Origin of the sequence: Halomonas sp. RT37 (assembly GCF_040070525.1) — a bacterium.
In the GTDB taxonomy this organism is placed as follows: Bacteria; Pseudomonadota; Gammaproteobacteria; order Pseudomonadales; family Halomonadaceae; genus Halomonas; species Halomonas litopenaei.
On sequence record NZ_CP098827.1, the window covers coordinates 2,856,217 to 2,876,510 of the forward strand.

A 20,294-nucleotide genomic window follows, 5' to 3' on the forward strand; every position below is an offset into this window, starting at 1 on the left:
GTGATGCGCAGCAGGCGATCCTTGCGTCTGCGCACTTGTTGCAGTGCAATATAGCGCAATAATGCAGGTACTGCGAAGCCCCCTCCTTTCGGAGCTGCACATCGTGTAGGAGATTCACTGTAGAGCGGGTACGCTCAAAAACACAACGCCCGGCAATGCCGGGCGTTGTGGGTAGCTGAAATACCGCTTTCGCTCTACTTCACTTCGATACCGTGTGCCTGCTGATCGGCATGGTAGGACGAGCGCACCAACGGGCCGGAAGCCACGTGGGTGAAGCCCATGGCGCGCCCCTGCTCGGCGAACCAGTCGAACGTGGACGGCGGCACCCAGCGATCCACCGGCAGGTGATTGCGAGACGGCTGCATGTACTGCCCCAGGGTCAGCATGTCCACGTCGTGGGCACGCAGGTCGCGCATCACCTCGATGACCTGCTCGTCGGTCTCGCCGACACCCAGCATCAAGCCAGACTTGGTCATCACTTCGGGACGGCGGGCCTTGTAGCCCTTGAGCAGGTCCAGCGACCACTGATAGTCGGCCCCCGGCCGCACCTTGCGATACAGACTCGGCACCGTCTCCAGGTTGTGGTTGAAGACGTCGGGCGGCGTGGTCTCGAGGATGTCCAGCGCCACCTCCATGCGACCACGAAAGTCCGGCACCAGTACCTCGATCTCGATGCTCGGGCTATCACGACGAATCTCGCGGATGCAGTCGACGAAGTGCTGGGCACCGCCGTCACGCAGATCGTCACGGTCGACGGAGGTCACCACCACATAGTTCAGGCGCATCTCGGCGATGGCCTCGGCCAGTTCGCGCGGCTCGCGCTCGTTCAGGGCGTTGGGACGCCCGTGAGCCACATCACAGAACGGGCAGCGGCGGGTACAGATATCGCCCATGATCATGAAGGTGGCGGTACCGCCGTTGAAGCACTCGCCCAGGTTGGGGCATGAGGCTTCCTCGCAGACGGTGTGCAGGCCATGACGTCGCAGGGTCTCCTTGATACGGGTGACTTCCTTGGACACCGGCATGCGTACCCTGAGCCAGTCCGGCTTGCGCGGAATCTCCTCCGTGGGGATCACCTTGACCGGGATCCGCGCCACCTTGTCGGCGCCGCGAAGCTTCACTCCCCTTTCGCTGCGGGCGTTCTTCTTGGCCTTGGCGGCGGCGGCCGCCGCCTGGATGGCGGAACTGTCTGTCATTTCACTGTCCTGTGAGGATCGCTCGGGAGACACGTTGCTGTGACGGCCTTCGGCGTGCCCTGTGCGATCAGTCAAAATTGTGGGCGTCGAGCACTCCCGGCAAGCCGGGGCGCTGGATCAGTTCGCGTTGTCCCAGTCGCGTCGCCAGCGTGCGCAATAGCCGACGCGCTTCGGCTTCCATGTCCAGCCTCGAAGAGACCAGATCGGCCAGCCGGGTCATCTCGAGTCCAGCGTAGCCACATGGGTTGATAAACGAAAATGGCGTGAGATCGACCTCGAGATTGACCGCGATGCCATGAAAACTGGCACCCCGTCGAATCCTCAACCCCAACGAGGCAATCTTGCGTTCACCGACGTACACGCCAGGCGCGTCAGGCCGGGCGCTTGCCTCGATGCCATGCTCGCCCAGGGCATCGACCACGCTGTCTTCCAGCGCACTGACGAGGTCTCGGACCCCCAGTCTGGCACGCTTGACATCGATCAGCGGGTACAGCACAAGCTGACCCGGGCCGTGGTAGGTCACCTGCCCGCCGCGATCGGTCTCCACCACCGGAATCTCGCCCGGCATCAACAGGTGCTCGGGCTTGCCTGCCTGGCCCTGGGTGAACACCGGCGGGTGCTGGACCACCCAGATCTGGTCAGGCGTATCGCCATCTCGGGTGTCGGTCAGTTCGCGCATCGCCTGCCACACTGGCCGATAGGGCTTGAGCCCCAGATGATAGACGTCGATCGCCTCCATCACACCACCATGTGCACGCGGCCTGTGGCCTTGAGTTCGTCGAACAACGCCTTGAGCTGGGCTTCACCGGTGGCGCGCATCGTCAACCGCACCGACTGGAAACGCCCATTGCGACTGTCGACCACCTCGAGACTGCTGCCCTCGAAGGTCGGATCATGGCGATGCACGATCTGGCTGACGGTGGCGGCGAAGTCCTCGGCAGCATCTCCGACCACCTTGATCGGATAGTCGCAGGGAAAGGTGATGGTGACATCCGCCGGATCCGGCCCTGCCTGGGTGCGCAGATCGCGAAAGGTCCTGTCGTTCATCCGATGCCCCTTACAATGGATACCCGAGTATTCTACTCAACCTTGGCATCACGACCAAGGACGCCGGCCGAGGCGGCTCACCACGGCCGGCGTCAGGCGACCACAGGGCGCGCATTGACGCCAGGGCCGCACCACAGGGACGATCAGTCGAACCAGCCGCCGACCAGGTCGCTGAAGAAGCGCTGGACCTTGTCGATCATGCGCTTGAACAGCCCACCCTGCTCTACCGCTTCCAGCGCCACCAGGTCACGCTCGCCGACCACCTCGTCCCCGAGGCGCACCTCCATGGTGCCGACCCGCTGGCCGGCGGCGATGGGCGCGGTCAAGCCACTGTCGATGTCCAGGCGCGCGGTGAGCTCGTCATTTCGGTTGCGCGGCACGGTCATGTAGACGCCATTGTCGACGCCCACCTTGAGCTCGTTGGTGCTGCCTTCCCACACCCGCGGCGTATTGAGTACGGCGCCACGGTCATAAAGCTTCAGTGTCTCGTAGTAGCGGAAGCCATAGCTCAGAAGCTTCTGGGTTTCCTGGGCGCGGGCTTCTTCGGAGCTGGTCCCCATCACCACCGAGATCAAGCGCATGTCATCACGCTGGCCCGAGGACACCAGGCAGTAGCCGGCCTCTTCGGTCCAGCCGGTCTTGAGGCCGTCGACGCTGGGGTCGCGCCACAACAGACGGTTGCGGTTGGCCTGTTCGATGCCGTTGTAGGTGAAGTGCTTCTGGCTGTAGATGGCGTAGTGTTCCGGGTAGTCCAGAATGATGTGCCTGGCCAGACGCATCAGATCCCGAGCCGAGGAGTAGTGATTCTCCGACGGCAGCCCGGTGGCGTTCTCGTAGTGGGTGTTCTCCATGCCCAGCTGGGTGGCGTGCTGGTTCATCAGGTCGGCAAAGGGGGCCTCGCCGCCGGCCAGATACTCAGACATGGCGACGCTGGCGTCATTGCCGGAGACGATGACGATACCGTGGAGCAGTTCCTCGACGGAGACACGAGTACCGACCTCGACAAACATCTTCGAGCCGCCGGTACGCCAGGCCTTCTCGCTGATCGGCACCATGTCGTCGGGCTGGATGTTGCCCCGATCAAGTTCACGTTCGACCAGGTACGCCGTCATCAGCTTGGTCAGGCTGGCCGGCGGCAGGCGCTGGTCAGAATTGTGCTCGGCCAGGACTCGTCCGCTGTTGGCGTCGATCAGGATCCACGACTTGGCCGCCAGCTGAGGCGGTGCCGGGATCATGACCTGGGGCTCTGGCACGTCCGGTGTCGGCGAGTCGGGCTGCTGAGCACTCGTCAGGGGCGCCACCAGGGCCGCACATACAAAGGCCACGGGCAACCAGCGGCGAGTAAAGGATGACTTAGCGATCATGGTGAAATGTCTCGTTACAACAATCAGGGAAAGCGGTGATCAGGGCCACCGCACAATGCTTCCAACAGCCGGCCTCACTGGAACCGCCGGCATCGACCGGCCGGGACGATCAGCGAGGCGTCGGCTGCACTTCGTCGACACCTAGCGAGCATCGACGACAAAGGTCTGCGCGAATCCCGCCTGGCGCAAGCGTTCGCGGACCGGCTCCGCCTGCCCGCGGCTCGCCAGCGGCCCGACCTGCACCTTGTGCAGACCGGCGGCGCTGGCCACACGCACCTGCTGATTCAACCGCGTCTCCAGATCCGCCTTGAGGTCTCGGGCGCTGTCCGCCGACCCCAGGGCTGCCACTTGAATATAGATGCCGGGAGTCCCGGCCGCGGGCGCCTGCGGGGCGCTCTGGCCTGCTGCCGGCGACGCGGCGGACGGCGCGCTGGGCGCCGCATTGGCTGCAGTACGGGCTGTAGTACTGGCTGTGGTACTGGCCGTAGTTCTGGTCCCAGTACTGGCCGCAGCGCTGACTGGCGCGGCGCGCACACCCCCGCTGACCGAGTCGCTCGACGCACCCGCGCCGCGACTGGCCTGCCACTGATCGGGATCGATCACGCTGACCCGCACCCGGCCCGTGCCATGGTCGAGAATATCGAGCCGCGCGGCCGCTGCGTAGGACAGATCGATCTCGCGGTCGTCGTGGAAGGGGCCGCGATCGTTGACTCGCACGATCACCGACCGCCCGTTGTCCAGGTTGGTCACCCGGGCGAAGGTCGGCAACGGCAGCGACTTGTGCGCCGCCGTCATCTTGTACATGTCATAGATCTCGCCGTTGGAGGTCGCGTAGCCGTGGAACTTCTGACCGTACCAGGAAGCGGTACCCTCGCGCTGATAACCGCTCGGGTCATCCAGCACATGGTAGGTCTTGCCCCACACCTCATAGGTCGAGCGGTTGCCGGCGCGTGAGCGTGGCTCGTCGCGCGGCACCGCGTCCGGCACCTGACTGACGTCCGGCGGCGTCTCGGGATAGGCGTCGCCGCTCATGGCATAGCGCCCACCCGCCGTCGCCCGCGAATCCTGAGGCGTCGCGGCCGCCTGCTGAGTGGTCTCCGGGGCGGTCCCGCCACCGCCGGCACAACCGGTCAGGGCCACCAGCAGCGACAGGGTCGGCAACAAGGGCGCTCGCAGGGTCATGAACTCACCTCCGTGTCCAGGGCATGCCACCACTGGGGCTTTCCCAGCGAGCGCACCTCGGCGATGGCCTCCGACAGTTCCGTGACCGCCATGGCGTAGAGGTGGCTATGGTTATAGCGGGTGATCACGTAGAAGTTGCCCCCACCCAGGCGGTAGTGGGTGCTGCCGTCTTCCATGTCCAAAGCCAGCGGCACCACCTTGGCATCCCCCGGCAGCGGCTCCACCGGCTGGATGCCCTGGGCTTCCAGTTCGGCAACGCGGGCATAGGGCGGATCGGTGCGGTTGAAGCGAATCGAGGACGGCACCGAGCTGGGGCCTTCGGCCTCCCAGTACAGGGTGCCACCCGCCTGCCAGCGGTGCTCGGCGAAATAGTTGGCGACGCTGCCGATGGCATCCACCGGATCGGTCCACAGGTTGCGCTGGCCGTCGTCGTTGAAGTCGACCGCGTAGGCCTGATAGCTGGTGGGAATGAACTGGGGATAGCCCATGGCACCGGCGTAGGAGCCCTTCAAGGCTCCGGGATCGACGTTCTGCTGGTAGGCAATGTCGAGAAAGGCCTCGAGCTCCCCCTCGAAGAACTCACCGCGCCGGGGATGATGAAAGGCCAGCGTGGACAGCGAATCGAGCACCCGATGATCACCGGTGATACGCCCGTAGCGGGTCTCGACGCCGATAATCGCGGCGATCACCTCCGGCGGCACACCATAACGCGCTTCAGCGCGATCGAAGGCGTCACGATGGGCCTCGATAAAGGCCGCGCCCTCGTTGATGCGCTCTTCACCGAGGAAGATGCCACGATAGCGCTCCCAGGTCAGGTGATGCTCGGCGGCACCGCTCATGGCCTCGAGCACCGACGGCTGGAACTCTGCCCTGGCCATGGCGCGCTCCAGCCACTGGCGCGAGACGCCCTGGCGCTCGAGCCGATCCATCATCGCGTCGACCTCCGGCGAGGCGAAATCCTGCGCCTGGGCCGCCAGCGACAGCGAGGCCAGAAGCCCACACAACGCCGCGCCGAGGCCTTTCCTTCCCTGGACCAGGGGTACTGTCATCGATCTTCTCCCTTGGGGAACCCGCAGGCGCCGCCGCCCCTGCAAAGCCGGCAAGCGCTTCGCTCGCCGGCCCCACCGTGGCCACTGTCGCCGCCTCTCTCCGGGCTCCCGTTAGCCTGGTCGCCAGCCCCTAGCGTGGCAGCAACCGGCGATGTGCATTGACCGCCATGAGAATACCGAAACCGGCCATCAAGGTCACGCTGGACGTCCCCCCGTAGCTCACCAGGGGCAGCGGTACGCCGACCACCGGCAGAATGCCGCTGACCATGCCGATATTGACGAAGACGTAGATAAAGAAGGTCAGCATGATGCCGCCTCCCAGCAATCTGCCGAAGGTATCCTGGGCGGCGCCCGCCAGCCACAGTCCACGTGCGACGATCAGCAGGTAAAGCAGCAGGAAGGCCAGCATGCCGACCAGCCCGAATTCCTCGCCCAGCACGGCCACGATAAAGTCGGTGTGCCGCTCCGGCAGGAACTCGAGCTGCGACTGGGTGCCCTCGAGCCAGCCCTTGCCCCAGACGCCCCCGCTGCCGATGGCGGTGGTCGACTGGATAATGTTCCAGCCGGCGCCCAGCGGGTCGCTTTCGGGATCGAGAAAGGTCAGCACGCGCTGGCGCTGATAGTTGTGCATGTTCATCCACAACAGCGGCAGCGCTGCCCCCGCCAGCGCCACCATGACACCGATAAAGCGCCAGGACAGCCCCGCCAGCAGGATCACGAAGACCGCCGCTGCCGCCACCAGCAGCGAGGTGCCAAGGTCCGGCTGGCGCGCGATCAGGCCCACCGGCAGAGCGATCAGCAGCGCGCAACCGGCCAGCGCGCGCCAATTGGGTGGCAGCTCGTGGCGACTGAGCCAGGCCGCCACCATCATCGGCATGGCGATCTTCATCATCTCGGAGGGCTGAAAGCGCACCACGCCGGGAATCACCAGCCAGCGCTGAGCGCCCATGCCGACGTCGCCGAGGATCTCCACCGCCACCAGCATCACCAGGCCGGCCAGGTAGGCCGGCAACGCCCAGCGCATCAGCGTCGCCGGCGAAAACTGCGCCAGCACCAGCATGACCGCCCAGGCCACGCCGAAGCGAATCGCCTGGGCGGTGACCACGTGAACGTTCTCGCCACTGGCGCTGTAGAGCACCGCCAGGCCACTGCACATCAGCACCAGCAGCATGCCGAGCAACCAGGGATCGACGTGCATCCGCTGCCAGAACGAGGTGCGTCGAGCGATACCGCTGGCCGGGGGACGCACCGGGTGGCCGCGCAACGAGCGCACAAAATCGATGGCCATCAGTCTTCCTCCTCGGCGGCGGTCTCGTCGGTGCGCGGACGACCGGCGTTGTGGTCGAGAATCCAGGCATCGGCCATGGCCCGAGCCAGCCCCGCGGCGTGGGTCGACCCGCCACCGGCGTTCTCGACGATGACCGAAATGGCGATTTGAGGGTCCTCCACCGGCGCAAAGGCCATGAACAGCGCATGGTCGCGCAGACGCTCCCGCAGTTCGGCGGCGTTGTACTTCTGGTTCTGCCCCAGCGAGAACACCTGGGCGGTACCCGACTTGCCGGCCATGCGATACTGAAGGCCTGCCCCGGTGCGCCGTGCCGTGCCCTCGCGCCCGGACAGCACCTTTTCCATGCCGTTGAAGACCCGGGTCCAGTAGTTCTCGGGGGCCTCGATATCTGGCGGCGTGTCGGGCAGATCCACCGGCACCGGCTGGTCGCCGATGCGCTTGGCCAGCCGCGGGCGCACCCAGTGGCCGCGATTGGCGAGCACGGCGGTCGCGGCCGCCAACTGCAGCGGCGTGATCTGCAGATACCCCTGGCCGATACCCACCGACAGCGTCTCGCCGGGATACCAGGGCTGATTGAAGCGTGCCTTCTTCCAGTCTCTGGATGGCAGCAGACCATCCCCCTGCCCAGCCACGTCGGCAGCGACCCGGGTGCCGAAGCCAAAGGCCCCCAGGTTCTCGTCGATACGATCGATGCCGAGCTCGTGGGCCAATGAATAGAAATAGGTGTTGTTGGACACCGCCAGGGCGCGCTCGAGATTCACCCGCCCATGCCCCCAGCGCAGCCAGTTGCGGTAGCGCCGGTCGTCATTGGGCAGCTGATAGTAGCCCGGGTCGTAGATGACCTCGTCCGGGGTAACGGCCCCTTCGATCAACCCGGCCATAGCCATGAACGGCTTGATCGTAGACCCCGCCGGATAGCTGCCCCGGGTCGCCCGGTCGAACAGCGGCAGATCGATATCGCTCTGCAGCCCGCGGTAGGACTTGACGTCGATGCCGGTGACAAACTGGTTGGTGTCGAACCCAGGCACCGAGGCCATCGCCAGAATTTCGCCGGTCTGGGGCGCGATGGCGACGATGGCGCCACGCCTGCCATCGAGCAGATCCACAGCGAGCTGCTGCATGTCCATGTCCAGGGTCAGGGTCAGGTCCTGACCCGGCTCGGGGTCGGTGTGCCCCAGCTCACGCAGCACCCGCCCCCGGGCGTTGGTCTCGACCTTTCTCAGCCCCGCACGACCGTGCAACTGATCCTCGTAGAAGCGTTCCACCCCGGTCTTGCCGATAAAGTGGGTACCGGCGTAGTTGCCCGGATCCAGGCTCTCGAGCTCTTCGGCGTTGATCCTGCCCACGTAGCCAAGCGCATGAGACATGATCTCGGCGTCGGGATAGAAGCGCAGCAGCTGGGCCTGCACCTCCACTCCCGGCAAGCGGTGGCGATTGACCGCAAGCCTGGCGATCTGCGACTCGGTCAGATCACTCATCAACAGCGCCGGCTGGTAGGGACGCTGACGCTGGCGTGAACGCACCTTGAAGGCGTCCACCTCTTCGTCCGGCAGATCCAGCAGCTCGACCAGCAGCTCCAGGGTGGCATCGAGATCATCGACCCGCTCACGCACCAGGGTCAGGTTGTAGGTGGGACGATTTTCGGCCAGCAATTGGCCGTTGCGGTCGTAGATCAGCCCGCGGGTCGGGGGCAGCGGCTCCACCCTCACCCGGTTCTTCTCGGATCGGGTGCTGTAGACCTCGTGCTGGACGATCTGCAGATAGCACAACCGCCCCACCAGCAGGCCGGACAGCAGTACCACGACCACCCCGGCAAGCGTCGCACGCACACGAAAGATGCGCAGCGCGTTCTCGGGGTTCTTGAGGGTTTCGCGACGCTTACGCATGCGAGAGGCAATCCTTGTCTGACGCAGGAGCCATCATCGGTGGTAGGGGTGTCCCACCATCAGGGTCCAGGCACGGTAGAGCTGCTCGGCCAGCACCAGCCGCACCAGTGGATGGGGAAGGGTCAAGGGTGACAGCGACCAGCGCTGGTGGGCGCGGGCCGACAGCGTCGGGGCCAGGCCATCCGGGCCGCCCACCAGCAGCACCACATCACGCCCGGCATGACGCCACTGATCGGCCTCATCGGCCAGCCGCTCGGTGGTCCAGGGCTTGCCGAGCACCTCCAGCGCCACCAGATGCTCATCGCCCTTGAGGCGTGCCTCGATGCGCTCGGCTTCCTGGGCCACGGCGCGCGCGGTATCCGCGTTCTTGCCGCGATGGCCCGGGGCGATCTCTTCGACCTCCAGGCGAAAATCCCGCGGCAGACGCTTGCGGTACTCTTCGACACCGTCGGTCACCCAGCCTGGCATGCGTGTTCCCACCGCCAACAGGCGGACCTTCATGCCTTGGCCTCTTCCTCTGATGCCGGTGCATCGCTGGGAAGGTCCGACCACAGTCGCTCCAGGTCGTACAGCGCACGGGTGTCCGGCATCATCACGTGGACCACCACGCCGCCGAGATCGACCAGCACCCAGTCCGACCCGTTTTCACCCTCGACGCCCAACGGCTGAACGCCATTGTCCTTGGCGTTGGTAATGACGCTGTTGGCCAGCGCCGACACATGTCGTGTCGAGGTCCCGCTCGCCACCACCATCCAATCGGTCACACTGGTCAGCCGAGACACGTCGAGCACCTCGACGTCCTTGGCCTTGATATCGTCAAGCGACTCGATCACGAGCGCCTTCAATGCTTCAATCTGCATAGCCCCTCATCACTGGGTAGTCATCGACCTCCCATTGTACCTGTTGGGAAGCCGAGTGGCAGCGCCAATCCAGCGCCTGATCGAATTTCTCGGACCGCCTTGCCCTGGCTGCCGCGCTCAGACCGCGCGGTACAGGCGTTGCGCCTGGATACGCTCTTCCACTGCCGGGGGCAGCAGGTAGCGCACGCTCTTTCCCTGCATCAGGCTATGCCTAACGAAGGTGGCCGAGATCGCCATCCGCGACGGCAGCGACAGGCGCAGCAGTCGGCCCTGGGGCTTGGCCATCAGGGCATCGCCATGCTCGACCTCACGCCCCTCGATCAGCGCCTGAAGCGCTTCGGGCAAGGGCGCTTCGTGATCGGGGCGTTCGACCACCACCAGATGGGCAAGCGCGAAGATCCTTTCCGGGTTGTGCCAGTTCGCCAGCTTGAGAAAGGCGTCGTGACCAAGGGCCATGACGATGCGCGCCTCGTGGCCGTAGCGCTCACGCAGGGACTCGAGCGTCTGCACGCTGAACGACGGGCCCTCCCGTTCCAGCTCGCAGGGGTCCGCCGCCAGCCCCGGGGTATCGCCGATCCCCAGGCGCAACAGCTCGAGCCGTTTTTCAGCGGTGACCTGGGGCCGATCGCGCAACGGAGGCTGAGCCGCGGGGATCATGTGCACGCCATCGAGCGACAGCGCAGCGCGAAGCTCAAGCGCGGTGCGCAGGTGGCCTAGATGGACGGGATCGAAGGTGCCGCCAAGCATGCCGATGTGCGCAGGACGGCCCTCGACGTCAAAGCGAACGGCGCCACTCACTGTCGAATCTGGCCATCGCCGAAGACCACATACTTGCGCGTGGTCAGCCCTTCGAGCCCCACCGGCCCCCGGGCATGCAGTCGGTCGGTGGAGATGCCGATCTCCGCACCGAGCCCGTATTCGAAGCCATCGGCAAACCGGGTCGAGGCGTTGACCATGACCGAACTCGAGTCGACCTCTGCCAGAAAGCGGCGTGCCAGGCTGTAGTTCTCGGTGACGATGGACTCGGTGTGACGCGAGCTGTAGCGCTCGATATGCGCCATGGCCTCGTCGATGTCATCGACTACCCTGACCGACAGCACCGGCGCAAGGTACTCGGTGGCCCAGTCCTCGTCACTCGCCGTGAGCCAGTGATCGACGATCGCCCGGGCGCGGGCACACCCCCTCACCTCGACGCCCTTTTCCGCGTAGTCAGCGGCCAGGGTCGGCAGCAGGGCCTGCGCTACCTGTGCATTCACCAACAGCGTTTCCATGGCGTTGCACACGCCGTAGCGATGGGTCTTGGCGTTGACCGCGATGGCACGGGCCTTGTCCAGGTCGGCGGCGGCGTCCACATAGACGTGACAGATGCCGTCCAGATGCTTGATCACCGGCACCCTGGCCTCACGCGAAATACGCTCGATCAACGATTTGCCACCACGGGGAATGATCACATCGACAAATTCGTCCATGCTGATCAAGCGACCCACGGCGGCACGGTCGGTGGTCGCCACCAGTTGCACAGCGCCCTGGGGCAGTCCGGCTTCGGCCAGCCCAGAGGCAATGCAGCGGGCCAGCGCCTGGTTGGACGCGCTGGCCTCAGAGCCCCCGCGCAGAATGCAGGCATTGCCCGATTTCAGGCACAGGCTGGCGGCTTCCATGGTGACGTTGGGGCGAGATTCGTAGATGATACCGATGACACCCAGGGGCACGCGCATCATGCCGACCTGGATGCCGCTGGGCCGAGTGCTCAGGCCATCGATCTCACCGACGGGGTCGGGCAAGGCAGCGACCTGGGTCAGGCCCTCGATCATGGCGTCGATGCGGCCGTCATCCAGGGCTAGGCGATCAAGCAGAGCCTCGTCGAGCCCCTTGTCGCGACCGCGCGCCAGATCCTGCCGATTGGCCGACAGGATCTCTTGACGAGACGCGTCCAGCGCCTGAGCCATCGCCTTGAGCGCCTGGTTCTTGCGCGCGGGTGGCAGGCGACGCATATCGGTGGCAGCAACACGGGCCGCCTGGCCCATGGCGGTCATGTAGGCGTCGATATCGGCGACGCACTCGGCGGTGGCATTGGCGGATGAGTCGGACACGGTGAAACGAGTCTCCTGGTAGAACGAGGTCTCCGGGCAAAGAAAGAAAGCTTGCACCGGGATGACAACGCGGACGTGATGCGGATCGTGAACCACAGAAAGGATCATATTAAGACAGCATGCGGAACAAGTACAAAGTCGGCCTGTTCAAGCTGAACCTGTTCGCCGCGGCCGCACTGCTGGCCCTTTGCGCGGCGACCTCGGCGCGGGCGCTGGACACCACGCTGCTTGGTCTGGCCGCGCTATGGCTCGGGATCACCGGCATCGTCATCGAGTTCAGCCACCGCCGCCATGCCTACCGCGCCTGGCTGGTGGTGGCCAGCGTGCTGCTTGCCGCCCTGGTGATACTCTCGCCCGACGCCAACGGTGCCTGGCTGTGGGCCTGGCCTTTCCTGTTGATCCTGCCCCAACCCCAGTGGATGCTGATACTCAACGCCAGCCTTGCCGGGATAAGCTGGTGGAGCCTGATCACCCAGATGAGCCTTCACCATTGGGGCCTGGCTGGCGCGCTCTTGCTGTGCCTGTGCTTTCTTGCGATCGGACGTGCGCTGCCGGGCGGACATTCGCAACGCCTGATGCGCAGGAGAGCCCGTCTGGCGCCCGGACTGCCGCTGTGGTCGGCCAGCCAGCTGGAACGCGACCTGGCTCGGGAAAACAGCCGCGCCACCCGTGACGGCGTCCACGCCGAACTGGTGGTGATCCAGATCCATGGACGTTCTCTGTGGCGGGTCGCCCAGGACATCTGCACACGCATCAAGCGGTTCGAGAACGCCTATCGTCTCAACGGACGTACCGTCGCCGTGATGCTGACCAGTCGAGACGCCGTGCAGGCCAGGCAACGACGCCAGGAACTGCTGGAAGACATCGCCGTGCCGATCACGGTACGCACCGTATCGATTGCCAATCTGGACAACCTGCCCATGGTGCTGGCGGCCCTGGACAAGCAGTGCCCTGTCACCCAGGTGGTGGAGGACGACGCATGATCGAGCCACCCCAGTGGGTCCGTTCCTGGCGTGTCTGTGCCGATGTCATGGGGACCTTGCTGTTGGCGTCACTGGCCCTGTGGCACTATCTGCTGGGGCAATACGAGAGCATCCTGCTGCCGGCGTCCCTGAGTTGCCTGATGGCCGTGATCACGGTCTTCGATACCAGAAGAGCCTCGCGCGTCTCGAACTATCTGCTGCTGCTGTGCGGCTGCCTCGCCCTTTATGACCAGACGGTGCTGCAGGCATCGTTCGACGCCTTCTGGATCAGCGTACCTATCACCCTGATCCTGCTGGTACTGCCCTTCGGCCCTGCTCTGGTGCTGGCGCTGGCCGTCATGCCTATCTGGCTCATGGTGGTCGGCCAGTCTTCGCCAAGCCTCGATCAAATCAAGTTTCTGCTGACCTTCCTTGCGGTCACCTCCCTGGCCGGCTGGGAATACCTGCGTCAGCGCGACCTGAACCGGGCCACCGACCCCAGCGACGTCGACTGCGATGCGATCAATCGCGCCACCCTGCACGAGCGCCTGAACGGGGAGTTCGAGCGCGCCCAGCATCTGGACCAGCGGCTGGCGGTGGTGATCCTGCACCTGCCACAACTGGAAATCGCCAGTGAGCAGTACGGCTCTCGCACTCAGCTAACGCAACTCGACCAACTGTGCCAGGCGGTACGCCTTCACTGCCGTGACCACGATATTCTGGGACGAGAATCCCATGACACCTTCTGGCTGGTACTGCCCAACACCACCGAAAGCGGTGCCATGCTGGTGATCAAGCGACTGGAACAGGCGCTGTCCGAGGTTCGCCTGTCGGACATCGGCCCCTTGACCTTACGCTCACGGCTCTGCGCCCTGAACGCCAAGGAACCCTGGCAGCATTTCGAGCAGCGACTGGCTCGCCGCAGCGAGGCACTGGCCGTCACTCCCCTCCCACCCGGTCGCTCCTGACCACCCTGACTGTGGCAGAATGCCGAAACATCACGACGGCCCAACGCAAAGGAGAACAGGGTGGGAAATGCCGGGGACTGGTTGATTCAGTGGGCGCCTTCGCCCGGACTGTTGCTGCTGCTGATCTTTACCATCGCGCTGGTGGAGTCGCTTGCCCTGATCGGCGTGGTGGTGCCCGGCGTCGTTCTGATCACCGCCGCCGCCTCCCTGGCCGGCCACTACGACATCGCGGTTGGCTGGGTCATCGCCTGTGCCTTTGCCGGTGCCGTGGTGGGAGACGGCGCCAGCTACGCCATCGGCTATCGCTACCGTGAACAGGTCACCGCCATGTGGCCGCTGTCGCACCACCCGGAGTGGCTGGCCCGGGGTGCACGATTCTTCCAGCGTCATGGTCCTCTTTCAGTGCTGCTGGGGCGATTCGTCGGACCGGTCCGCCCCATCGTGCCGCTGGTGGCGGGCATTCTGCGCATGCCGCCGACGACCTTCACCTGGGCCAATCTTGGCTCCGCCCTGCTGTGGGCACCGGCCTACATCCTGCCCGGTTATCTGCTGGGTCGAACCTGGCAACAGTGGCTGGCATTGCCGGACGACCTGCACCCCTGGCTGACAGCGCTCGGCGTCACCGTGGCGGTGCTGGCGCTGCTGTTCTCGCTGGTCCGCCACCACGCCTCGCCTCAGGGCCTGCTGTACCGTAGCTTCGCCTGGTTCAGCCATCACCTGCCCGGCGGGAGGCGCCTGTGGCAGGCCCTGGCCCCCCACCACGAGGAAGAGCCTCCCCTGGCCAGTTGGCTGTTGCTCCTGGGTGCACTGACCGCGCTGAGCGCCTGGACGCTGGTCGTGCTCCAGGCAGACGGACCGCTGATGATGGATACGCGGCTTCACGCCTTGATCGGCGGGCTCGAGCTACCCGGACTTCTGGCGCTGTCCGAGACACTGGCCGAGGCGGGAGATACCCTCGGCGTGGCGGCATTGGCACTGCCCTGGCTGGTGTGGCTGGCCAGCCGCCGTCACTGGGCGGCACTGGGCCACGTGAGCGCTGGACTGATTGCCATCGCCACGCTCAACACCCTGGGCAAGGAGGTGATCGGCCGCCTTCGTCCGGATGCCCCTGACTATCTCGCCCACTCTCTGTCCTATCCCAGCGCCCACACCTCGACGGCGGTGGTCCTTTACGGCATGGCGGCCGCCTTTATCGCCCAGACGCTGCCACGCCGCCAACGCTTCTGGCCCTACTGGGTGGCGATCGCCATCGTCGTGCCCATGGCATTGTCACGCATCGTGCTGGGCGTGCACTGGCTGAGCGATCTCGTCGGGGGAGCCCTGCTTGGCCTGGTGGTCTGCGCCATGGTTCAACTGGCCTGGCTCAGGCGGGACCGGACGGCCCTGACGCCGTGTCCATTACCGGCGCTGCTGCTTGCCTCGCTGGCCCTGGTCAGCGCACGCATCCTGTGGCTGCCGCCGGTATAGGACAGTGACACGCCCCCGAACCGACACCTCTGGCAAGGCGGGCCCGGGGCCTTGTCCAGACATCGATGAGCGCAGGCACTTTTCAGACAAGCCCTAGCCCAGCGCCAGCCACAGGCCCACACCAATCATCAAGGTCCCGGCGATTCGGTTGAGCAACCGTACACTGCCCCCACGTGCGAGCAGGTGACGCAGACTCTTGCCGCCGCTGGCGTACAGCAGAAGGCAGGTGAACTCGAGACTCAGGATCACCAGAATCAACCCCGCCAACTGGGTCAGCACCGGCCGCGCCGGATCGATAAAGGGCGGCAGCAATGCCACGAAAAAGGCCCAGCCCTTGGGGTTGGCGACCGCAGTGACAAAGCCCTGCATGGCCAGCTCCCGTCGCTTCGGCGGCGCGGTATCCTCAAGATTGTCAGGGATCGCCATGCGCCCCCGTGAGCGCCACATCAGCCACCCCAGATAGACCAGGTAGGCCCCGCCCAGCCACTTGAACAAGGCAAACAGCGCCGGCAGCTTGAGCATCAGTGCCGCCACCCCCGCACCGGCGGAGAAGGCCACCAGCCCCACGCCAACCAGCTCCCCCAGCATCATCCACAGCGCCCGCTTCACCCCCTGGGTCATGCCCAGCACCATGGCCAGGGTCATGCACATGCCTGGCGTCAGCGAGACCAGAAAGAAGGTCGGAACGAACACAGAGAGAACGGACAGACTGGGCATGGATTTCCTTATCCCGAGCAGCGCTGGAGAGGTGTCTGACGGCGCGAGGTGATGATGGTATTAGGTGATGATGGTGCCAGGTGATGATGGTGTCTTGTGATAACGATGCCAGCTACGCACTCAGTCGCCGACGGTGGACCCGGAGGACCCCTCGCCCCACCTTGGCATAAGCTGATGATCGATACCCAGCTGATTGAGGATGCGCGCCACGATGAAGTCGATCAGATCATCGATGCTCTGCGGCTGGTGATAGAAGCCGGGTGCTGCGGGCAACACCACTGCCCCCATACGGGTCAGACTGAGCATGTGCTCCAGATGAATCGCCGAGAACGGCGTCTCCCGGGGTACCAGCACCAGGCGGCGGCGCTCCTTGAGCGCCACATCGGCGGCACGCTCGATCAGATTGTTGCTGGCGCCACAGGCCACCGCCGACAGCGTTCCCGTCGAGCACGGGCAGATCACCATGGCACTGCTGGCGCCGGAGCCCGACGCCACCGGTGCCATCCAGTCCTCACGGCCAAAGCAGCGGATCTGGCCCTCGGCCGCCGAGAACCGCTCGCTGAGCGCCTCGGCCAGCAGCGCCGGGCGTGGCGGCAACGACACCTCGGTCTCGGTGGCGATGACCAGATGCGCGGCCTTGGAGATCATCACCCACACCTCGTGCCCCGCCGACACCAGCGCCTCGATCAGCCTCAGTCCGTACTGGGCGCCGGAGGCGCCGGTCAGGGCCACGGTCACAGGGGGCTTGAAGCCTTCAGCCATGGGCGGCCTCCAGCGCCTTGAGCAGGCGCTCGTGGATGCCGCCGAAGCCGCCGTTGGACATCACCACGATACGATCATAGGGACGCGCCTGTGCCACCAGATCGTCGACCAGCGCATCGATCTCGCCACGACGGTGCGCCGGTATCGGCGAGGCCTCGACCAGTGCCTCCACCGACCAGTCTAGCCCCTCGGGCTGGTACCACCAGACCTGATCGGCCTGGGCCACGCTGTCCGCCAGGCGATCGCGCAGGGTGCCCAGACGCATGGTGTTGGACCGCGGCTCGATCACCGCCAGCAGGCGACCGCGCTGGGTCGAAGCGCGCAGCCCGGACAGCGTCGCCGCGATGGCGGTGGGATGATGGGCAAAGTCGTCGATCACCTGGACGCCGCCGACCTCGCCGCGCACCTCCTGGCGACGCTTGGGCGTCTCGAAACGCGACAGCGCAGCGGCGCCGCGCGCCAGATCCACGCCGAACACGCTGGCGGCGGCCAGGGCGGCCAGGGCATTGCGGGCGTTGTAGTCACCGGTCAACCCCCAGTCGACCACGGCGTCCTCGTCGACCCCGTCCGGCCGCCGCTGGATCACCCTGAAACGACTGGCATCGTCACGCTCTAGCTCGATGCGCCAGGCCGAGTCCTGCTGCTGCCCCATGCGCGACACCGGTGTCCATGCGCCTTGGGCCAGCACCCGGTCCAGCGCCGGCGCGTCGTCCGCCACCAGCAACTGGCCACGCCCGGGCACCGTACGCACCAGGTGATGAAACTGGCGTTCGATGGCAGCCAGGTCGGGAAAGATGTCCGCGTGGTCATACTCGAGGTTGTTGAGGATGGCGACCAGCGGGCGGTAGTGAACGAACTTGGAGCGCTTGTCGAAGAAGGCGGTGTCGTACTCGTCGGCCTCCACCACAAAGGGCGCCTGCTCGCCGCCCAGTCGCGCCGATACGCCAAAGTTCCTCGGCACCCCGCCGATCAGAAAGCCAGGCGCCAGCCCAGCGCTTTCGAGCAGCCAGGCGGTCAGGCTGGCCGTGGTGGTCTTGCCGTGGGTGCCCGCCACCGCGATCACCGGGCGCCCCGGCAGCACGTGCTCGGCCAGCCACTGGGCACCGGACACGTAGGACAGGCCACGATCGAGCACCGCCTCGACTTCAGGGTTGCCCCGCGACAGGGCGTTGCCGATCACCACCAGGTCCGGTGTCGTCGTCAGATTGTCGGCGGCGTAACCGCGCATCAGGGCGATGCCGGCCGTTTCCAGCTGGGTGCTCATGGGGGGATAGACGCTGGCATCCGAGCCGCTGACCTGGTGGCCAAGCTCCCGCGCCAACAGCGCCAGGCTGCCCATGAAGGTGCCGCAGATACCGACGATATGAAGATGCATGGCGCCTCCGGTGCGCTGCTGCTGCCCCGTCCCCGAGTCGACGCGCACGGCGCCCCCGGCAGACAACGGCACTCAAGGTTGGCGGCAGCCTAGCATGCCCCGACAAAGGCCTCCAGAGGCGGCGTCACGCCCTCGTCGCTGTTGCCGATCGCCCACTGTTTTACTTCGACGTCGGCGTTCGGCTGCGCCGGGGCATGCCGGTCGGATGCAGGCACCAGGCCGATGGGCTAGAATCGCCGACCATGTTCCGGCGCTGTCCCGGCGATGGTTGCCACGCGATGGCTTGCCACACGATGGCTTTAGTCCGCGAAGGCTTTAGTCCGCGAAGCCCTTCCCGACGAAGGCCTGGCCGACCGCGACGCGCCCACCGATCCTTTCCCTTCGCCACGCCGCGTGGGGACGTTGTTCGTTTCACCGTATTCACGATCCAGAACCAGGAGCCCCACGCCCCATGGCCCAGCACAACGCCTTCTACGCCCAGTCCGGCGGCGTCACCGCCGTGATCAACGCCAGCGCCTGCGGCGTCATCGAGACCTGCCGCCAGAACAGTGATCGCATCGGCAAGGTCTACGCCGGCCACAACGGCATCATCGGCGCCCTGACCGAGGACCTGATCGACGTAAGCCAGGAGTCCGATGACACCATCGCCGCCCTGCGCCACACGCCCGGCGGTGCCTTCGGTTCCTGTCGCTACAAGCTCAAGGACATCGAGAGCCATCGCACCCAGTACGAGCGCCTGATCGAGGTGTTCAAGGCTCACGATATCCGCTACTTCTTCTACAACGGCGGTGGCGACAGCGCCGACACCTGCCTCAAGGTCTCGCAGCTGTCCGAGAAGATGGGCTACCCGCTGACCGCCATCCACGTGCCCAAGACCGTGGACAACGACCTGCCGATCACCGACAACAGCCCGGGTTTCGGCAGCGTGGCCAAGTACATCGCCACCTCGACCCTCGAGGCCTCCATGGACATCGCCTCCATGTGCGCCACCTCCACCAAGGTGTTCGTGCTCGAGGTCATGGGTCGCCACGCCGGCTGGATCGCCGGTGCCGGTGGCCTGGCCGGCCAGGGCGAGGGTGAGCCACCCCACCTGGTGATCTTCCCCGAGATTCCCTTCGACCGTCGCCAGGTGATGGAGCGTGTGGAGTACGCGGTCAAGAACTACGGCTACTGCGTGATCGTGGTTTCCGAGGGCGCACGCTACGAGGACGGCACCTTCCTCGCCGACTCGGGCAACACCGACGCCTTCGGACACCGCCAGCTCGGCGGCGTGGCCCCGACCCTGGCCGGCATGGTCAAGCAGGACCTGGGCTACAAGTACCACTGGGCGGTTGCCGACTACCTGCAGCGCGCCGCGCGCCACCTTGGCGCCAAGACCGACGTCGAGCAGGCCTACGCGGTCGGCGTCAAGGCGGTGGAACTGGCGCTCGAGGGGCACAACGCCCAGATGCCGGCGATCAAGCGCGTCAGCGACAACCCCTACCGCTGGGAGATCGAGGCGGCACCGCTGGCCGATGTTGCCAACCGCGAGAAGTTCATGCCGCGCGAGTACATCCGCGAGGATGGCTTCGGCATCAGCGACGCCGGCCGTGCCTACCTGGCACCGCTGATCCAGGGCGAGGACTTCCCTCCCTTCGAGAACGGCCTGCCGAAGATGGCGCGCCTCAAGCTCGCGCGGGTTGAAAAGCGTCTGCCGGAATTCAGCCTGTAACTCAGTCTGTAACATAGACGCGCCACAGCTCGCTGCGGCCCGGCGCTGCATCACGCACGCACCGCGACCGAGACGCAGCCGACGCGACGCCGGCATGAAAAAAGCCCCGAGGCCTGGCCTCGGGGCTTTTCGTTTGACGCCGCAGGGTGTGTCAGGAAGACCAACGGGCCCGTCTCGCGGATCACCAAAGCCCCAGGCTTTCTCCGATAAGTCGACGAGCGCAGGCACTTTTCAGGCAAGCCCTAGGCGCTGTCCGAAAAGTCGACGAGCGAAGGTTAGACAAGGCAAAAATCGGTGAGAAAGCGCAGTTTACGGGGTGTAAATGAGCATTTTGACCGGGCTGGCGCACCAGCCGATTTTTAACGCCGTA

General features: G+C 65.6%; 19 protein-coding genes. 4 read left to right on the plus strand and 15 right to left on the minus strand.

The features are described from left to right. Nucleotides 1–194 precede the first annotated feature (194 nt). From lipA to NFG58_RS12275, 12 genes are all read right to left on the minus strand, one after another. Nucleotides 195–1,196, minus strand: coding sequence for a lipoyl synthase (lipA, locus tag NFG58_RS12220; protein WP_045992674.1), 1,002 nt, complete (start codon nucleotides 1,194–1,196; stop codon nucleotides 195–197). A gap of 67 nt (nucleotides 1,197–1,263) precedes the next feature. Continuing rightward, on the minus strand, nucleotides 1,264–1,935 hold the full coding sequence (gene lipB, locus NFG58_RS12225; protein WP_348826587.1) for a lipoyl(octanoyl) transferase LipB: 672 nt from the start codon (nucleotides 1,933–1,935) through the stop codon (nucleotides 1,264–1,266). Next, nucleotides 1,935–2,243: a DUF493 domain-containing protein gene (locus tag NFG58_RS12230; protein WP_045992676.1), complete on the minus strand. Its 309-nt coding sequence runs from the start codon at nucleotides 2,241–2,243 to the stop codon at nucleotides 1,935–1,937. The genes lipB and NFG58_RS12230 overlap by 1 nt, the downstream gene beginning before the upstream one ends. A 143-nt stretch (nucleotides 2,244–2,386) precedes the next feature. Next, nucleotides 2,387–3,607, minus strand: a complete 1,221-nt coding sequence (locus tag NFG58_RS12235; protein WP_253551978.1) for a D-alanyl-D-alanine carboxypeptidase family protein — start codon at nucleotides 3,605–3,607, stop codon at nucleotides 2,387–2,389. Nucleotides 3,608–3,748: 141 nt separating this feature from the next. After that, the gene (locus NFG58_RS12240) at nucleotides 3,749–4,819 is read right to left on the minus strand and encodes a septal ring lytic transglycosylase RlpA family protein (protein ID WP_348826588.1); all 1,071 of its coding nucleotides are present in this window, start codon (nucleotides 4,817–4,819) and stop codon (nucleotides 3,749–3,751) included. Continuing rightward, on the minus strand, nucleotides 4,786–5,838 hold the full coding sequence (gene mltB / locus NFG58_RS12245; protein ID WP_222569835.1) for a lytic murein transglycosylase B: 1,053 nt from the start codon (nucleotides 5,836–5,838) through the stop codon (nucleotides 4,786–4,788). The genes NFG58_RS12240 and mltB overlap by 34 nt, the downstream gene beginning before the upstream one ends. A gap of 130 nt (nucleotides 5,839–5,968) precedes the next feature. Continuing rightward, entirely contained in the window at nucleotides 5,969–7,126 is a 1,158-nt protein-coding gene (rodA, locus tag NFG58_RS12250) for a rod shape-determining protein RodA (RefSeq protein ID WP_108132837.1), read from the minus strand. Continuing rightward, nucleotides 7,126–9,012, minus strand: a complete 1,887-nt coding sequence (mrdA, locus tag NFG58_RS12255; RefSeq protein WP_108448861.1) for a penicillin-binding protein 2 — start codon at nucleotides 9,010–9,012, stop codon at nucleotides 7,126–7,128. Before mrdA ends, rodA begins: the two co-directional genes overlap by 1 nt. A 33-nt stretch (nucleotides 9,013–9,045) precedes the next feature. Further along, nucleotides 9,046–9,513 (minus strand): 23S rRNA (pseudouridine(1915)-N(3))-methyltransferase RlmH, encoded by a 468-nt coding sequence (rlmH, locus tag NFG58_RS12260; protein WP_108132839.1) that lies wholly within the window; start codon nucleotides 9,511–9,513, stop codon nucleotides 9,046–9,048. Continuing rightward, entirely contained in the window at nucleotides 9,510–9,872 is a 363-nt protein-coding gene (gene rsfS, locus NFG58_RS12265) for a ribosome silencing factor (protein ID WP_108132840.1), read from the minus strand. The genes rlmH and rsfS overlap by 4 nt, the downstream gene beginning before the upstream one ends. 117 nt (nucleotides 9,873–9,989) lie before the next feature. Continuing rightward, nucleotides 9,990–10,619: a nicotinate-nucleotide adenylyltransferase gene (gene nadD / locus NFG58_RS12270; RefSeq protein WP_108448871.1), complete on the minus strand. Its 630-nt coding sequence runs from the start codon at nucleotides 10,617–10,619 to the stop codon at nucleotides 9,990–9,992. A 47-nt stretch (nucleotides 10,620–10,666) separates the two neighbouring features. Beyond that, nucleotides 10,667–11,905 carry a glutamate-5-semialdehyde dehydrogenase gene (locus tag NFG58_RS12275; RefSeq protein WP_083970559.1) on the minus strand — a complete coding sequence of 413 codons (1,239 nt, stop codon included), beginning with the start codon at nucleotides 11,903–11,905 and terminating at the stop codon, nucleotides 10,667–10,669. 176 nt (nucleotides 11,906–12,081) lie between these two features. On the opposite strand from NFG58_RS12275, the gene NFG58_RS12280 reads away from it, so the two are divergent. Genes NFG58_RS12280 through NFG58_RS12290 form a run of 3 tightly spaced genes read left to right on the plus strand, consistent with a single transcriptional unit; the run spans nucleotide 12,082 to nucleotide 15,359 of the window. Then, nucleotides 12,082–12,945 carry a hypothetical protein gene (locus tag NFG58_RS12280; protein ID WP_045994178.1) on the plus strand — a complete coding sequence of 288 codons (864 nt, stop codon included), beginning with the start codon at nucleotides 12,082–12,084 and terminating at the stop codon, nucleotides 12,943–12,945. Continuing rightward, nucleotides 12,942–13,892, plus strand: a complete 951-nt coding sequence (locus tag NFG58_RS12285) for a diguanylate cyclase (RefSeq protein ID WP_045994177.1) — start codon at nucleotides 12,942–12,944, stop codon at nucleotides 13,890–13,892. The genes NFG58_RS12280 and NFG58_RS12285 overlap by 4 nt, the downstream gene beginning before the upstream one ends. 60 nt (nucleotides 13,893–13,952) lie before the next feature. Then, nucleotides 13,953–15,359 (plus strand): bifunctional DedA family/phosphatase PAP2 family protein, encoded by a 1,407-nt coding sequence (locus tag NFG58_RS12290; RefSeq protein WP_348814425.1) that lies wholly within the window; start codon nucleotides 13,953–13,955, stop codon nucleotides 15,357–15,359. Between the two features lie 93 nt (nucleotides 15,360–15,452). Here the strand turns inward: NFG58_RS12290 and NFG58_RS12295 are convergent, their stop codons facing one another. The 3 genes from NFG58_RS12295 to mpl form a co-directional block, all read right to left on the minus strand. Continuing rightward, nucleotides 15,453–16,076: a LysE family translocator gene (locus NFG58_RS12295; protein ID WP_045994175.1), complete on the minus strand. Its 624-nt coding sequence runs from the start codon at nucleotides 16,074–16,076 to the stop codon at nucleotides 15,453–15,455. A gap of 120 nt (nucleotides 16,077–16,196) precedes the next feature. After that, nucleotides 16,197–16,838, minus strand: coding sequence for a flavin prenyltransferase UbiX (locus NFG58_RS12300; RefSeq protein WP_222516574.1), 642 nt, complete (start codon nucleotides 16,836–16,838; stop codon nucleotides 16,197–16,199). After that, entirely contained in the window at nucleotides 16,831–18,213 is a 1,383-nt protein-coding gene (gene mpl, locus NFG58_RS12305) for a UDP-N-acetylmuramate:L-alanyl-gamma-D-glutamyl-meso-diaminopimelate ligase (RefSeq protein WP_348826589.1), read from the minus strand. The genes NFG58_RS12300 and mpl overlap by 8 nt, the downstream gene beginning before the upstream one ends. A 451-nt stretch (nucleotides 18,214–18,664) precedes the next feature. Here mpl and NFG58_RS12310 point away from each other — a divergent pair, with 451 nt between their 5' ends. Then, the gene (locus NFG58_RS12310; protein WP_124803704.1) at nucleotides 18,665–19,924 is read left to right on the plus strand and encodes a 6-phosphofructokinase; all 1,260 of its coding nucleotides are present in this window, start codon (nucleotides 18,665–18,667) and stop codon (nucleotides 19,922–19,924) included. Nucleotides 19,925–20,294 lie beyond the last annotated feature (370 nt).

What these genes read in the sequence shown, in the direction of transcription:
- lipA (WP_045992674.1), bottom strand. Translation starts at nt 1,196, where the DNA reads ATGACAGACAGTTCCGCCATCCAGGCGGCGGCCGCCGCCGCCAAGGCC.
- lipB (WP_348826587.1), bottom strand. Translation starts at nt 1,935, where the DNA reads ATGGAGGCGATCGACGTCTATCATCTGGGGCTCAAGCCCTATCGGCCA.
- NFG58_RS12230 (WP_045992676.1), bottom strand. Translation starts at nt 2,243, where the DNA reads ATGAACGACAGGACCTTTCGCGATCTGCGCACCCAGGCAGGGCCGGAT.
- NFG58_RS12235 (WP_253551978.1), bottom strand. Translation starts at nt 3,607, where the DNA reads ATGATCGCTAAGTCATCCTTTACTCGCCGCTGGTTGCCCGTGGCCTTT.
- mltB (WP_222569835.1), bottom strand. Translation starts at nt 5,838, where the DNA reads ATGACAGTACCCCTGGTCCAGGGAAGGAAAGGCCTCGGCGCGGCGTTG.
- rodA (WP_108132837.1), bottom strand. Translation starts at nt 7,126, where the DNA reads ATGGCCATCGATTTTGTGCGCTCGTTGCGCGGCCACCCGGTGCGTCCC.
- mrdA (WP_108448861.1), bottom strand. Translation starts at nt 9,012, where the DNA reads ATGCGTAAGCGTCGCGAAACCCTCAAGAACCCCGAGAACGCGCTGCGC.
- rlmH (WP_108132839.1), bottom strand. Translation starts at nt 9,513, where the DNA reads ATGAAGGTCCGCCTGTTGGCGGTGGGAACACGCATGCCAGGCTGGGTG.
- rsfS (WP_108132840.1), bottom strand. Translation starts at nt 9,872, where the DNA reads ATGCAGATTGAAGCATTGAAGGCGCTCGTGATCGAGTCGCTTGACGAT.
- nadD (WP_108448871.1), bottom strand. Translation starts at nt 10,619, where the DNA reads ATGCTTGGCGGCACCTTCGATCCCGTCCATCTAGGCCACCTGCGCACC.
- NFG58_RS12275 (WP_083970559.1), bottom strand. Translation starts at nt 11,905, where the DNA reads ATGACCGCCATGGGCCAGGCGGCCCGTGTTGCTGCCACCGATATGCGT.
- NFG58_RS12280 (WP_045994178.1), top strand. Translation starts at nt 12,082, where the DNA reads ATGCGGAACAAGTACAAAGTCGGCCTGTTCAAGCTGAACCTGTTCGCC.
- NFG58_RS12285 (WP_045994177.1), top strand. Translation starts at nt 12,942, where the DNA reads ATGATCGAGCCACCCCAGTGGGTCCGTTCCTGGCGTGTCTGTGCCGAT.
- NFG58_RS12295 (WP_045994175.1), bottom strand. Translation starts at nt 16,076, where the DNA reads ATGCCCAGTCTGTCCGTTCTCTCTGTGTTCGTTCCGACCTTCTTTCTG.
- NFG58_RS12300 (WP_222516574.1), bottom strand. Translation starts at nt 16,838, where the DNA reads ATGGCTGAAGGCTTCAAGCCCCCTGTGACCGTGGCCCTGACCGGCGCC.
- mpl (WP_348826589.1), bottom strand. Translation starts at nt 18,213, where the DNA reads ATGCATCTTCATATCGTCGGTATCTGCGGCACCTTCATGGGCAGCCTG.
- NFG58_RS12310 (WP_124803704.1), top strand. Translation starts at nt 18,665, where the DNA reads ATGGCCCAGCACAACGCCTTCTACGCCCAGTCCGGCGGCGTCACCGCC.